Source organism: Candidatus Corynebacterium faecigallinarum, from assembly GCF_052264515.1.
GTDB classification, from domain to species: domain Bacteria; phylum Actinomycetota; class Actinomycetes; order Mycobacteriales; family Mycobacteriaceae; genus Corynebacterium; species Corynebacterium faecigallinarum.
The window spans coordinates 65,114-79,788 of the sequence record NZ_JBQQOC010000015.1; the positions used below are offsets into that span (position 1 = coordinate 65,114).

Below are 14,675 nucleotides of genomic sequence, written 5' to 3' on the forward strand. Positions count from 1 at the left end.
CGAATTCCCACATCGTGATAACTGCAGGTCAGGGCGTTGTCGTTCGTGGTGCCGCAGACGAAGAGGTGTGATGGATCGCGTGGTCGGTCACGCGTCGACGGCGGCGAACACCACCACCGACTGGGCGGCCACAGGATAGGGGGCCCGGCAGGACGCTTCGCCGTCGCTGTCGGCATCAGCATCTGCTTCAGCACCGGCACCGCCGACCGCCTCACCGAGCACCGTCCCGATGGCCCGGGCGGTGTCGATCTGCAGAACCCACTCCCGGCCGTCCCCGGCGTCCGGCAGCACCACCTCGGTGTCTCCACCCAGGTTGACCACCACGAAGGCGGCGTCCTCCAGTGCTTCGCCGACCGGGTCCCCGGCGGCCCCGCGCAGTTCCACGCCGACGGTCTTCCACTGCGGGTCGTGCCAGTCATCGTGGCTGGGCTTGGTGCCGTCGGCACGCCACCACTGCACGTCCCGGTGCCCGTCGTCCCGACGACGACTGTGCAGGAACGCTTTCTGGCGCAGCACCGGCATCCGGCGGCGCATGGCGATCAGACGGCAGGTCAGGTCGAACAGGGCGGAATCGGCGGAGTCCCAGTTGATCCACCCGGTCGGGTTGTCCTGGGTGTAGGCGTTGTTGTTGCCGCCCTGGGAGTTGCCGAACTCATCGCCGGCGAGCAGCATCGGTATCCCCTGGGAGACGAACAGGGTGGCCAGGATCCCGCTGTAGCGCCGCACCCGGGCCCGCAGGATCTCCAGGTCGCGGGTCGGCCCCTCCTCGCCGAGGTTGTCGGAGAAGTTCTCGCCGTGGCCGTCGGCATTTCCCTCCCCGTTGGCCTCGTTGTGCTTCCGGGAGTAGGACACCACGTCGGCCAGGGTGAAACCGTCGTGGGCGGTCACCAGGTTCACCGACGCCGTCGCCGGACGCCCACTGTGGTCGAACTGTCCGGCGGAGCCGAGCAGGCGGGAGCCGAGGTCGGTCTTTCCGTTGTCGTCGCCGCGCCAGGCCTTGCGCACGCTGTCGCGGAAGGAGTCGTTCCATTCCGACCACGGGTGGGGGAAGCTCCCCAGCTGGTAGCCGCCGGGCCCGATGTCCCACGGTTCGGCGATCAGCTTCACACCCGACAACACCGGGTCCTGGCGTGCGGCCTGGAAGAAGGCCGCCGAGGGATCGAAACCGCCGGTGCCGCGGCCCAGCGTCGCCGCCAGGTCGAAGCGGAACCCGTCGACGCCCAGTTCAGTGACCCAGTAACGCAGACTGTCCATGATCAACCGGAGTACCTGCGGACGGTCGGCGGCGATGGTGTTGCCGGTGCCGGTGTCGTTGACGTAGTGGCGGCCCGGGCCGACCGTCCCGCCGTCGAGCAGCCGGTAGTAGCCGGCATTGTCCAACCCGCGAAGGCTCAACGTGGGCCCGTGCTCGTCGCCTTCCCCGGTGTGGTTGTAGACCACGTCGACGATGACCTCGATGCCTGCCTCGTGCAGGGTGTGGACCATCCGGCGGAACTCGGCGGCGGCATTCTCGCCGCGCTGGCCGGTGGCATAGCGGGGCTCGGGGGCGAACCAGGTGATCGGCTGGTAGCCCCAGTAGTTCACCTGGTTGTTGGTCACCAGGTGGCGGTCGTCGATGAAGCCCTGCAGCGGCAGCAGCTCCACGGTGGTGACCCCCAACCGGTTCAGGTGGGCGATCATCGGGGCGGAGGCCAGTCCGGCGTAGGTGCCCCGCAGTTCCTCCGGCACATCCGGGTGTGCGGCGGTGAGACCTTTGAGGTGGGCCTCGTAGATCACCAGGTCGCCGGCGTCGTGGTGGGGACGGTTGGACGCCGGGTCGGGGTCACCGTCCCAGCCTCTGTCTCTGTCCCTGTCCCCGGCCCCGCCGGTTTCACCCGGTGCCGGGGTGACGATGCACTTCGGCATCACCGGGGCACTGTCCCGGGGGTCGGCGGTGCAGTCGTTGTCGGGGGCTTCGGCGTCACCACCCATCAGCGGGTCCCAGCGCAGCGGGGACTCGATGGCGCGGGCGTAGGGGTCGACCAGGAGCTTGGCGGGGTTGAACCGCAGGCCGTGGTTCGGGTCGTGGGGGCCGGCGGCGCGCAGGCCGTAGCGGGCCCCGACGCCGATGCCGGGGACGTGGCCGTAGCGCACGCCGCCGTCGGTGTGGGGCAGGACGAACCGCTGCTCGGCGGTGTCTGCTCCGTCCGCGCCGTCCCCGTCTGTGCCCTGCCCACCGCTGAAGACGCAGAACTCGACCTGGTCGGCATCCGGTGCCCACACCGCGACATTGACCCCGGTGCCGGTGGGGGTGACCCCCAGCGGCCAGGGACGGGCGTGGGTCACCGGCATTTCAGTCATTGCAGCAGCGTACCGAATAGCTCGGCGTAGGACGACGCGGACACGTCCCAGGACACGTCTTTACGCATCGCCTGATCACGCAGCCGCTCCCACGCCACGGTGTCGGCGTACAGGTCCACGGCCCGGCCCAGGGCGAAGCTGAGCCCGCCGGCGTCGATGACACCACCGAGGGAGGCGTCACCGAAGCTGATTCCGGTGGCGCTACCGTCGGCCAGGGCGTCCGGGGTGGCGTCGGTGACGGTGTCACGCAGCCCGCCGGTGGCGGCGACGACGGGGATGGTCCCGTAGCGCTGCCCGTACATCTGGGTCAGCCCGCAGGGCTCGAAACGGGACGGGACGAGCACGATGTCGCCGCCGGCGTACATCCGGTGGCTCAGTGCCTCGTCGTAGCCGATGTGCACCCGCACCGCGTCTGGGTGGCGGGCGGCGAGCCCACGCAGGCCGTCCTCGTAGCCGGGGTCGCCGGAGCCCAGGATGATGGCCGCGCCGCCGGCGTCGAGGAAACCGGGCAGCGCGTCGATCAGCAGGTCGATGCCCTTCTGGTAGGACAGTCGGGTGACCACCACCGCCAACGGTCCGTCCGGCTCCGGGAGGGAGAACTCCTCCAGCAGGGCGGCACGGTTGGCGGCCTTGCCCGCCCCACCGACCCCGCCGGGGCTGTCCGGGCCGAAGGGGATGACCTGGGGGTCGGTCGCCGGATCCCACACCGTGGTGTCGGTGCCGTTGAGGATGCCGGTCATCTCCCCGCGGTAGCTGCGGGCGGCGGCGACTCCCTCCAGGCCGAAGCCGAAGTCGGGGCTGGTCAGCTCACCGGCGTAGGTCGGGCTGACGGTGGTGACGTGGCTGGCGTGCACCATCCCGGCCTTCAGGGTGCTGACCAGGCCGTGGTACTCCAGCGCATCGGGGTGGAAGTCCCAGGTGGGCAGCCGCAGCCTGTCGAGTTGGTCGGGCCCGAACACCCCCTGGAAGGCCATGTTGTGGATGGTCAGCACACTGGGGATGTCCGAGCCTGCGTATTTCAGGTAGGACGGTGTCAGCCCGGCCTGCCAGTCATGGGCGTGCACCACGTCCGGACGCCATCGGTCGGAGGCGCCCTCCACGGCGATGCGGGCGGCGACCCAGGACAGGGCGGCGAAACGCACGTGGTTGTCCGGGTGGTCGTGACCGTCGACGGAGTAGGGGCCGCCGGGACGGTCGAACAGGTGCGGGGCGTCGAGCAGCATCACGTCCAACCCGCCGCACACCCCCCGCCGTACGGTCGCCGGTCCGCCGAAGAGGTCATCGGTGTACCAGACCCGGCGCAGCCGGCCGCGGTTACCAGGGGCGCCGTCGGCGGTGGCGAGTTCGGTGACCTTCTCGGCGAGCCCGGGATAGCACGGCATCAGGACGCGGCTGGTGTAGCCGAAAGGTTCGAGGGCGGCGGGCAGGGCCCCGACGACGTCGGCGAGCCCACCGGTCTTCAACAGTGGGGCGCACTCCGAGGCCACGGACAGGACGCGGCGGGTTGAGCGGGGGCGACGGGCGGCAGCCATGGTGACTCCAGTTTCTCCTCAGGGCAGGTGGACAGCCGGACGGGCGGTGTGGCGGGCGCCGGTGGCGGACGCCGGCCGGTGATGGCCGGTGCGGTGGACGGCGGAGTCCCTAGAGCCCCAGCTCACGGGTCCGGGCGTCCAACATCGGCTGGGTGATCAGGGTGATGCCGCCGGGGGAGCGGCGGAACCAGCGGGCGTCCTCCTCGGCGTCCTCACCGACCACCAGCCCCTCCGGGATGTGCACCTGACTGTCGAGCACACACTTGGTCAGTCGGGCCCGCCGGTCGATCTGCACCCCCGGTAGTGCCACCGTGTGGTCCAGGGTGCTGAAGGACCTCACCCGGGTGTTGGTGAACAGCAGGGAGTTGTAGACCTCCGAACCACTGATGATGCAGCCACCGGCGACCATCGACTGGATGGCCTGGCCCCGACGTTCGGCGTCATCGTGGATGAACTTCGCCGGCGGCACGATCTCCGAGTAGGTCCAGATCGGCCAGGAGTTGTCGTAGAGGTCCAGAGCCGGGATGAACTCTGTGAGGTCGATGTTGGCCTGCCAGAAGGAGTCCACCGTACCGACGTCACGCCAGTAGGGGCGTGACTCCAGTCCGCTCATCACGCAGGATTCGCTGAACCGGTGGGCGCAGGCTGTTCCGTCCTTGACCAGGGCGGGGATGATGTCGTGGCCGAAGTCGTGCCGGGAGTAGGGGTCGACGGCATCGGCGCGCAGCAGCTCGCGCAGGAACTTCCACTCGAAGACGTAGATACCCATCGAGGCCAGGGACTGGTCCGGGTCGTCCGGGGTGCCGGGCGGGTCGGCGGGCTTCTCCAGGAAGTCGACGATCTTGCCGGAGTCGTCGACGTCCATCACGCCGAAGCCGCTGGCCTCCTCCCGCGGGACGGTCAGACAACCCACGGTGACCTTCGCCCCGGTGTCGACGTGCTGCTGCAGCATCACCTCGTAGTCCATCTTGTAGACGTGGTCACCGGCGAGCACGATGACGTACTTGACGTTGTAGTCGTCGACGATGTCGATGTTCTGGGTCACCGCATCGGCGGTACCCATGTACCACTTTCCTTCGTCCACCCGCTGGCTGGCCGGCAGGATGTCGAGGAACTCATTGCGCTCGGCCCGCAGGAAGTTCCAGCCACGCTGCATGTGGCGGATCAGCGAGTGCGCCTTGTACTGGGTGGCCACCGCGATACGGCGGATGCCGGAGTTCAGGGCGTTGGACAGGGCGAAGTCGATGATGCGGGTCTTGCCGCCGAACTGCACCGCCGGTTTCGCCCGGCGGTCGGTGAGTTCCTGCAGGCGGCTACCGCGTCCGCCGGCGAGGACGAAAGCCATGGTCTGGCTGGAGAGTCGGGGTGCGGCACCGATGCGGGTCGGGGTCTGGCGGGGTGCGGGGACAGAACGTTCAGTCATGGTGGTGTTCCTCTACGAAGTAGATGGCAGACAGGGGTGGAAGGGTGAGTAGGGCGGACTGTGCCTGGCTGCCGAGCGGGACGTCCTCGGTCTCGATCGCGCCGGTGTTGCCACGGTTGGCGCCGCTGTAGAACGAGGAGTCGGTGTTCAGCGCCTCGATCCACCGTCCGGGGACGGGGAAACCGACCCGGTAGCCGGTGCGCTCGACCGGGGCCAGGTTGAGCACCACGACCACGTGCGGGTCGCCGGGATGCCCCCGCCGGATCCAGGCGAAGACCTGGTCGCCCTCGGTGGAACCGTGCTCCCCGTCGAAGGTGAGCCACTGGAACCCGCCGGGGTCGCAGTCGCGGACGTGCAGGGCCGGCTGCTCGCGGTAGAGCTGGTTGAGGTCACGGACCAGGGTGCGCAGCCCGGCGTGCCCGGCATCACCGAGGGCGGCCCACTCCAACTCGTCGGCGAAGTCCCATTCGGCCGGCTGGCCGAACTCGCAGCCCATGAACAGCAGCTTTTTGCCCGGGTAGCCCCACATGTAGCCGTAGAAGGCACGGAGGTTGCCGATCTTGTCGGCGTGGCTGCCGGGCATGCGTCCGTACATGGAGCCCTTGCCGTGCACGACCTCGTCGTGGCTGATCGGCAGGACGAAACGTTCGGTGAAAGCGTAGGTCAACCCGAAGGTCAGCTGGTCATGGTGGTACCGCCGGTACACCGGGTCCTTGCCGAAGTAGGTCAGGGAGTCGTTCATCCAGCCGAGGTTCCACTTGTAGTCGAACCCCAGCCCGGCGGCCTTGCCCGACGGTGGGCCGGTGACCGCGGGGAAGGTGGTCGACTCCTCGGCGATCAGCGTGACCCCGGGGTGGAGCTCGGCGGTCTGGGCGGTGGTCTCCCGGACGAACTCGATGGCCTCGTAGTTCTCCGCACCGCCGTCCTCGTTGGGGATCCACTGGCCGGGCTCCCGCGAGTAGTTGCGGTGGATCATCGAGGCCACCGCGTCGACGCGCAGGCCGTCGAGGTGGTACTCCGCCATCCAGTACAGGGCGTTGGAGACCAGGTAGTTGCGCACCTCGGGACGCCCGTAGTTGAAGATCTGGGTGTTCCAGTCCGGATGGAAACCGGCGCGGGGGTCGAGGTGCTCGTAGAGGGCGGTGCCGTCGAAGCGGCGCAGCCCGTGGGCGTCGGTGGGGAAGTGGCCGGGCACCCAGTCGGCCAGCACGCCGAGCCCGGCGGCGTGGGCGGCGTCGACGAAGGCGGCGAACTGCGCCGGGGTGCCGTAGCGCACGGTGGGGGCGTACATCCCGATCGGTTGGTAGCCCCAGGAGCCGTCGAAGGGGTACTCGGTGACCGGCATGACCTCGATATGGGTGAAGCCCAGGTCACGGACGTATTCGACCAGTTCGATGGCGAGCTCCAGGTAGGTCTTCACGGTGCCGTCGGAGTGTCGACGCCACGAGCCGAGATGGACCTCGTAGATGCTCACCGGCCGGTCGTAGTCGTTGATTCCAGGTGTGTCCGGGTCGGCCCGCTCGGCCATCCACGCGGCATCGGCCCAGTCGTGGGTGCCGGTGGCGCGCACCACCGAGCCGGTGGCCGGGGGCAGTTCCGCACCGGTGCCCAGCGGGTCGGCCTTCAGCGGCAGCGCGGTGCCGTCGGCGGCGAGGATGTCGTACTTGTAGACCGCACCCTCGGAGAGCCCGGGCAGGAATATCTCCCACACCCCGGTCGCACCGCGGGAACGCATGGGATGCACGGTAGCGTCCCAGTTGTTGTGGTCGCCGACCACCGACACCCGGGACGCGTTGGGGGCCCAGACGGCGAAGTGCACACCGTCGACCCCCTCGTGGGTGGTCGGGTGGGCGCCCAGCACCTCCCACAGCCGGTGGTGGGAACCCTCGCCGATGAGGTACTCGTCGAGACTGCCCATCACCGGGCCGAAGCGGTAGGGGTCCTCCCGGTCCTCGGTGGTGCCGTCGGGCCAGGTGACCCGCAGCCGGTAGAAGGGCAGCAGGTCGCCGGTGAAGACACTGGTGTCGCCGTAGCGTTCCAGGTCGTGGGCGTCGGTGTCGTTGACCGCCTCCACCCGCTGCGCGCCGGGGAGGTGGACCACCAGGTGGCCCGGACCGGGGGCGGCGGTGCCACCAGTGCCGGTGACAGCGCCGCCAGTGCCGACAGTGCCGACAGTGCCGACAGTGCCGCTGGACGCGCCGGGTTCCCCGGCCCCGCAGGGTCCGAGCACCGCGAACGGGTCGGGGTGTCGACCCGCAGTGATCAGCGCGACATCGTGGTCGTCCGGGGTTCCCGGGGTTCCCGGTGCGTCCCGTGGATCCGTAGTCATGAGCGGCTCCTTCCGGTTGACCTCCATGACGGGGTGGCCTTATCGAACCACGATAGGCGCACCCGCGCAGGGGCGGTGGCTGGCGGGGGAGGTTAGCCCCCGAAAGGTTCTACGCGTCGGGGCCGTCGGCGAGTGCGGACGGGATGTCCCAGATCTTCTCCATGTACTCGGCCACCGCGCGGTCGGAACTGAAGTAGCCCATCCGGGCGACGTTGAGCACCGCCATGCGCTGCCAGCGTGCCGGGTCGGCGTAGGCGGCGTCGACCTCGGCCTGGGCGGCGTCGTAGGAGTCGAAGTCGGAGGCGACCAGGAACCAGTCGCCGTTCCACATGTCGTCCACCAGCCCACCGAAGCGGTACTGCTCATCAGGGCTGAACGTGCCCTCGGCGATGGCCTGCAGCACATCCCGAAGCGCCTGGCTCTCCTCCACCGCGGCACGGGCGTGCCCGAACTGCGAGCGACGCTCGGCGACCTCGTCGGTGGTCATGCCGAAGAGGAAGAAGTTCTCCGCGCCGACGTGCTCGCGGATCTCCACGTTCGCCCCGTCGAGGGTGCCGATGGTCAGCGCACCGTTGAGCGCGAACTTCATGTTGCCGGTACCGGACGCCTCCATGCCGGCGGTGGAGATCTGCTCCGACAGGTCGGCGGCGGGGATGAGCTTCTCCGCCATCGAGACGTCGTAGTTCGGTGGGAAGACCACCTGCAGCAGGTCCTTGGTGTCCGGATCGTTGTTGACCACCTGGGCGACATCGTTGATCAGCTGGATGATGGTCTTGGCGGTGTGGTAGCTCGCCGCCGCCTTACCGCCGAAGATCTTCACCCGCGGCACCCAGCCCTTACCGCCATTGGTCGGGTCGCGCTTGATCCGTTGCCAGTGGGCGATGGTCCACAGGATGTTCAGCAGCTGGCGCTTGTACTCGTGCTGACGCTTGATCTGCACGTCGTACAGGGCGTCCGTCGGGATCTCGATGTCGTGGTGCTCGGCGAGCCAGTCCGCCAGGCGCTGCTTGGCGTGGAGTTTGGCCTCCCCGAAGGCGGCGAGGAAACCGGGCTCGTCGACATGTTCCTCCAGGCCACGCAGCCGGTCCAGGTCGGTCTCCCAGCCCTCACCGACGGTGTCGGAGATCAGCTCGGCCAGCGGCGGGTTCGCCAGCTTCACCCAGCGGCGCGGGGTGACACCGTTGGTGACGTTCAGGATCCGGCCGGGGTGGCGGGCGTTCAGCTCCGGGAAGAGGTCCCGCTTGACCAGGTCACTGTGCAGTGCGGAGACGCCGTTGACCTTGTGGCTGGTGACGAACGCGAGGTCACCCATCTTCACGTGGCCGTCGCCGATGAGGTTGAGCCCCTCGGGGCGCGGGCCGTGCAGTTCCACCTCGCGACGGTCCAGGCGCTCGATGATCTCCAGGTGTCGCGGCAGCTGGGCGGCCATCAGCTCCACCGACCAGCGTTCCAGCGCCTCCGGCAGCAGCGTGTGGTTGGTGTAGCCCAGCACGGCGGTGGTGATGTCGCAGGCGGTGTCGAAGGGCATGTGGTGCTCGTCGACGAGCAGGCGGATCAGCTCCGGCCCGGCGATCGCCGGGTGGGTGTCGTTCATCTGGATCGCCACGTAGTCCGGCAGGTCCCGCAGGTCGGAGTGGTTGGTCAGGTAGCGGCGCAGAATGTCCTGCACCGAAGCCGAGGTCAGGAAGTACTCCTGCGACAGCCGCAGCTGCTTGCCCTGGGAGGTCGAGTCGTTGGGGTAGAGCACCCGGGACAGGGACCGGGCCAGCGTCTCGTGGTTGGACGCGGCGACGAACTCGCCGCGGTTGAACCGCTCCAGGTTGAACAGGTCGGCGGTGGGGATCGCCGCCCACAGGCGCAGGGTGTTGCCCCAGACGCCGTTGTAGCCGATGACCGGGGTGTCGTGCGCGGCGGCGCGCACCCGGGCCCGCGGCGTCCAGATGCGGGTCGACGGGTCGTCGTCGGAGTCGGAGAGCTCGCCGCCGAAGCCGACATCGTAGGACGATTCGGGTCGGGTGAAGTTCCACGGGCTCTCCGTGGCCAGCCAGTCCTCCGGGGTCTCGATCTGACGGCCGTGGTCGAAGCCCTGCTTGAACAGGCCGTGCTCGTAACGCAGCCCGTAGCCGAAAGCGGGGCAGCCCAGGGTCGCCATGGACTCCATGTAGCAGGCAGCCAGTCGGCCCAGACCACCGTTGCCCAGGGCGGCGTCCGGCTCGTCGTCGGTGAGCTCGGCGAAGCTCAGGCCCATGTCGTCGAGGACGTTGCCGGCGACCTCGCGCAGGCCGAGGTTGATCGTGGCGTCCTCCAGAAGCCGGCCGATGAGGAACTCCATCGACAGGTAGTGGACGCGCTTGCGGTCCTCGGCCCAGGTACGCCGGGTGGAGGCGAACCAGGGGGTCAGCGCGCGGTCGCGGATGGTGTGGGTCAGTGCCAGGCGCCAGTCGGTCTTCGACGCGTGGTCCGGGTCTTTTCCGACGGTGAACTGCAGGTGGTGCAGCAGCCACCAACGGAAGGCCTTCTGTGTGGGTTCGGGGAGTGAGAGGTCGTCATACTCCACTCCGTGAACGGGCAGTCTCTCGGACATGGCGCTCCAGGTGTGATCAGTGTCGGCCCGGGAGGGGCTCCCGGCGATACCGTCATACTAAGCGAGTCAGCCACACTGCGCAGTCGGAGGGCAGGGTATCGGAGATGCCCGGATCGCTGGTGGTGATAATTCTGTAACCAGCAGGAATGGGCCAGTCGGCGGTGCCGAGGTTCGCCACCACGCGGGTCTGCGGGGGCTCTCCGGAGTCGACGTCGACGACCACCAGGTCACTGTTGAGGGTCGGGTCGGAATCCGGGTCCACGATGGTGAGTTCACCGGCCCCCAGGCCCAGTTCGCGGCGTAGCGCCAGCAACCGCCGGTACAGCGACAGTGTGGACTCCGGGTCGTCCTGCTGCTGGTCGACGGCGAGGGCAGCGAACTCGGCCGGCTGCGGCAACCACGGTGCGGCCGGTGCCGCCGCAGCGTCCTGTACCGTGCCTGAGCCGTCGGTGACGCCAGTGACGTCGGCGGCCCGCCACGGGATCGGCACACGGCACCCGTCGCGTCCCAAACGCTGCCCGTCGGTGCGGGCGAACGTCGGGTCCTGACGCGCATCGTCCGGCAGGTCGAGCACCTCCGGCAGGCCCAGCTCCTCGCCCTGGTACAGGTAGGCGCTGCCCGGTAGTGCCAGCATCAGCGTGGTCGCCGCCCGGGCCCGACGCAGCCCCAGGCTGCGCTCCGGTACCGTCACCGGCCCGGCCAGCTGGGTGACGAACTCCGAGGGGTCCAACGCCAGGCGGGTGGCGTGACGGATCACGTCATGGTTCGACAGCACCCACGTCGTCGGCGCGCCGACCTGCGAGGTCACCCGGAAGGACTCGGCAATCGTGGCCCGCAGCTTCGCCGCGTCCCAGGGGGTGTCCAGGAAGGAGAAGTTGAACGCCTGGTGGTGCTCACCGGGCCGGACGTACCGGGCGATCCGGTCGACCGGCTGCACCCACGCCTCGGCGACCATGATCCGCTCACCGGGGTAGCTGTCGAGCACCTCACGCCAGGTGCGGTAGATCTCGTGGACCCCGTCCTGGTCCCAGTAGGGGGTGACCTCCTCGGCCATCGCATCGGACTGGTGGGAGCCCTCGGCGACGTCCGGCAGCCCCGGGGCCTTGACCATGCCGTGGGCGACATCCACGCGGAAGCCGTCCACCCCGCGGTCCAGCCAGAACCGCAGCACGTCGAGGAAAGCCTCCCGGACCGCCGGGTTCTGCCAGTTCAGGTCGGGTTGGCTGGCGTCGAAGAGGTGCAGGTACCACTGGGTCGCCTCTGTGCCGGCTGTGTCGTCTGTGTCGTCTGAGGTGGCCGTGGTGACGGTGGACCACGCCGGGCCGCCGAAGTTCGACTCCCAGTTGTTCGGCAGGATCGTCGGGTTCGCCGGGACATCGGAGTCCGCCAGGTCCTGGAACATGTACCAGTCGCGCTCCGGGGACCCCGGGTCGGCGGCCAGTGCCCGCTGGAACCACGGGTGGGCGTCACTGGTGTGGTTGGGCACCAGGTCCACGATCACCCGAAGGCCCAGCCGGTGCGCCTCGGTGATGAGGGTGTCGGCGTCGTCCAGGTCACCGAACAGAGCGTCCACCCCGCAGTAGTCGGCGACGTCGTAGCCGGCGTCGTTCTGCGGCGAGGGATAGAAGGGCGAGATCCACACCGCGTCGACGCCCAGGTCGACGAGGTGGCCCAGGTGGGCGGCGATACCCGGCAGATCGCCGATCCCGTCGCCGTTCGAATCCGCGAAGGACCGCGGGTAGACCTGGTAGATCACCGCATCACGCCACCACATCTCACACCGCCTTGAGCTGCTCGGTGACCGCCTTGACGCAGGACGGTGACCCGGCGACCGACCAGGTCCGCCCGCCGGCGGTGACCCGCTCGCAGCGTCCCCCCACGCCTTCCACCAGCGCGCGGCCCGGCAGCAGGTCCCACGGCAGGACGCTGTGCTGGACCCAGCAGCTGCGGTTGCCGGAGGCGACCGTGGCCATGTCCACCGACGCCGAACCCTTGAACCGGACCGTGGCGAACTGGCTGACCACCTTGGTGAAGATGTTGTTGAGCTCCGGGGTGGCGATGTCGGTGGGGTGCAGGTAGCCACTGAGGCTGGATTCAGCGGGTGGCAGGTCCGCCAGGGAGCCCAGCCGATTGCCGTCCAGGGTGGTGGGGATGCCTGCGCCGCCGAACCAGGTGTAGCCCATCGCCGGACGGTGCACCGCACCGAAGACCAGCTTGTCCGGATCCTCCGGATCGCCCTCGACCAGGGCCAGGGCGGAGCACCAGTAGTCGGAGCCGGTGGTGAAGTTGTAGGTGCCGTCGACCGGGTCGATGACCCAGGTACGTCCGGACGACCCCTCGGCGACGGTGCCCTCCTCGCCGAGCAGGCCGTCCTCCGGGCGCAGGGTGCGCAGGGTCTCGGCGATGAAGTCCTCCGCCGCCCGGTCGGCGGCGGTGACGACGTCGGAGACCGAGGTCTTGAACTCGGTGGTCAGACCGGCCTCACGCATCCGCCAGGCGAGACGTCCGGCGTTGTAGACCAGCGCCTGGGCCAGAGCGGCGTCATCGTCGCGCTCATGGGAGATGATGAAGGTCTTGGTGACGGCTTTGAGTGCCTCTTCGGGGATCGGCTGGTTCGACTGGGACGGCTGAGACGGCTGAGTCATACCGGCTATTGTGCCCCGGAGTGCGTCGGCCTGCAGCGGGTGGGGCACTGTTGACGGTACGAGGGACATGGGCAGGTAGAGTGGGGGACCATGCAGCCCGATGTGACCTCAGCGATCGACGACCTGGACACCACCCTCACCACCATCGAGAAGGTGCTCGACCTCGACGAGTTGGATTCGCGATCCCGCGAACTCGAGGAGCAGGCCGCCGACCCGTCGCTGTGGGACGCCCCCGAGCACGCCCAGCAGGTCACGTCGCAGTTGAGCCACGTGCAGGCACGGTTGAAGAAGGTCCGGGGTCTGCGCTCCCGGCTGGACGACCTGCCGGTCATGTACGAGATGGCCGACGAGGCCGGTGCCGAGGACGCCGCAGAGGGGGCCGAGGCGAAGGAACTGGCCGACGCCGAGCTCGACGAGCTGAAGACCGACATCGAGTCCCTGGAGGTCACCACCATGCTCTCCGGGGAGTACGACTCCCGCGAGGCCGTGGTGAACATCCGCTCGGCCGCCGGTGGTGTGGACGCCGCCGACTGGGCTGAGATGCTGATGCGCATGTACACCCGCTGGGCGGAGAAGAACGGTCACAAGGTCGAGGTCTACGACATCTCCTACGCCGAGGAGGCCGGCATCAAGTCCGCGACCTTCGTCGTCCGCGGCGACTACATGTACGGCACCCTGTCGGTGGAACAGGGCACCCACCGCCTGGTGCGCATCAGCCCCTTCGACAACCAGGGACGCCGCCAGACCTCGTTCGCCGAGGTCGAGGTGCTGCCCGTGGTGGAGACCAGCGACCATGTCGACATCGACGAGAACGAGGTGCGCGTGGACGTGTACCGTTCCTCCGGCCCCGGTGGCCAGTCGGTGAACACCACCGACTCGGCGGTGCGTCTGACCCACGAGCCCACCGGCATTGTGGTGACCTGCCAGAACGAGAAGTCGCAGATCCAGAACAAGGCTTCGGCGATGCGGGTTCTGGCGGCGAAGCTGCTGGAGCGCCAGCGTCAGGAGGAGGCCGCGGAGATGGATGCGCTGCGTGGTGACGGTTCGAACTCCTGGGGCAACCAGATGCGCTCCTATGTGCTGCACCCGTACCAGATGGTCAAGGACCTGCGGAACAACTTCGAGGTCAACGACCCCTCCAAGGTGCTCGACGGTGACATCGACGGCCTGCTCGAGGCGGGTATCCGTTGGCGTATGGCCCAGCAGCAGGGCGAGGACGCGTAGGTCGTCGAGGGGAGATTTCACGGCGTTGCCTCGGTACTATCGGTGGCATGAGTACACCGACAGTCCCGAACCGCGACCTGCGTAGTGTCATAGACACGCATCGTCGCGAGTTCGATGTGCTGTTGGCCAGGTATCGGGCGACGAATCCGAAGCTGTTTGGATCGGTAGCTAGGGGGGACGCGCACGAAGGCAGCGACATCGACATTCTCGTTGACATGGATCCCGTTGACGGGAATCTCCTGATGAGGGCATCCGGGTTGTTGGAAGAGACCCGTGAGTTGTTCGGTCGGGACGATATCGATGTGGTTCCTGTGGGGCTTCTCCGGGACGGCGTGTCCGCTACTGCGATGAAAGACGCGGTTCCTCTGTGAGTAGGGGAGATATCGACGGGATATCCGATATTCTTCGGGCGATCGATCGGTGCGAGAGATACAGCGTCTCGTTGACCAGTGATGATGCTGATCTGGCGAATATGGCAATGGATGCTGTCGAGCGGAACCTTCAGGTGGTTGGCGAGGCTGCCAACCATTTATCTCGGTCGGTTACCGCCTCACATCCTGAGATCCCATGGCCGGAGATCAGAGGGTTCCGAAACATC

10 protein-coding genes are annotated in these 14,675 nt (G+C 68.3%); 3 read left to right on the plus strand and 7 right to left on the minus strand.

Annotated elements, in window-relative coordinates; all coding sequences use genetic code 11:
• Nucleotides 1-87: 87 nt before the first annotated feature.
• The 7 genes from glgX to ACTXPP_RS09330 all read right to left on the minus strand — a co-directional run bounded on the left by glgX (nucleotide 88) and on the right by ACTXPP_RS09330 (nucleotide 12,853).
• Nucleotides 88-2,340 carry a glycogen debranching protein GlgX gene (gene glgX, locus ACTXPP_RS09300; RefSeq protein WP_443341893.1) on the minus strand — a complete coding sequence of 751 codons (2,253 nt, stop codon included), beginning with the start codon at nucleotides 2,338-2,340 and terminating at the stop codon, nucleotides 88-90.
• The gene (glgA, locus tag ACTXPP_RS09305) at nucleotides 2,337-3,872 is read right to left on the minus strand and encodes a glycogen synthase GlgA (protein WP_443341894.1); all 1,536 of its coding nucleotides are present in this window, start codon (nucleotides 3,870-3,872) and stop codon (nucleotides 2,337-2,339) included. Before glgA ends, glgX begins: the two co-directional genes overlap by 4 nt.
• Before the next feature lie 109 nt (nucleotides 3,873-3,981).
• Nucleotides 3,982-5,295 (minus strand): glucose-1-phosphate adenylyltransferase, encoded by a 1,314-nt coding sequence (gene glgC / locus ACTXPP_RS09310; protein WP_443341896.1) that lies wholly within the window; start codon nucleotides 5,293-5,295, stop codon nucleotides 3,982-3,984.
• Nucleotides 5,288-7,624: a 1,4-alpha-glucan branching protein GlgB gene (glgB, locus tag ACTXPP_RS09315; protein WP_443341897.1), complete on the minus strand. Its 2,337-nt coding sequence runs from the start codon at nucleotides 7,622-7,624 to the stop codon at nucleotides 5,288-5,290. Before glgB ends, glgC begins: the two co-directional genes overlap by 8 nt.
• A gap of 109 nt (nucleotides 7,625-7,733) precedes the next feature.
• Nucleotides 7,734-10,208, minus strand: a complete 2,475-nt coding sequence (locus ACTXPP_RS09320; protein ID WP_443341899.1) for a glycogen/starch/alpha-glucan phosphorylase — start codon at nucleotides 10,206-10,208, stop codon at nucleotides 7,734-7,736.
• Nucleotides 10,209-10,260: 52 nt separating this feature from the next.
• Nucleotides 10,261-11,982: a glycoside hydrolase family 13 protein gene (locus ACTXPP_RS09325; RefSeq protein ID WP_443341900.1), complete on the minus strand. Its 1,722-nt coding sequence runs from the start codon at nucleotides 11,980-11,982 to the stop codon at nucleotides 10,261-10,263.
• A gap of 1 nt (nucleotide 11,983) precedes the next feature.
• Nucleotides 11,984-12,853, minus strand: a complete 870-nt coding sequence (locus ACTXPP_RS09330) for an inositol monophosphatase family protein (protein WP_443341902.1) — start codon at nucleotides 12,851-12,853, stop codon at nucleotides 11,984-11,986.
• A 90-nt stretch (nucleotides 12,854-12,943) separates the two neighbouring features.
• Here ACTXPP_RS09330 and prfB point away from each other — a divergent pair, with 90 nt between their 5' ends.
• The 3 genes from prfB to ACTXPP_RS09345 all read left to right on the plus strand — a co-directional run.
• Complete coding sequence (prfB, locus tag ACTXPP_RS09335) at nucleotides 12,944-14,077, plus strand: peptide chain release factor 2 (protein WP_443341903.1); 1,134 nt, start codon at nucleotides 12,944-12,946, stop codon at nucleotides 14,075-14,077.
• A gap of 47 nt (nucleotides 14,078-14,124) precedes the next feature.
• A complete protein-coding gene (locus ACTXPP_RS09340; RefSeq protein WP_301497880.1) occupies nucleotides 14,125-14,448 on the plus strand; it encodes a nucleotidyltransferase family protein in 324 nt (107 codons plus the stop codon).
• A partial coding sequence (locus ACTXPP_RS09345; RefSeq protein WP_443341904.1) for a HepT-like ribonuclease domain-containing protein occupies nucleotides 14,445-14,675 on the plus strand: 231 nt, incomplete at its 3' end. The genes ACTXPP_RS09340 and ACTXPP_RS09345, both read left to right, overlap by 4 nt.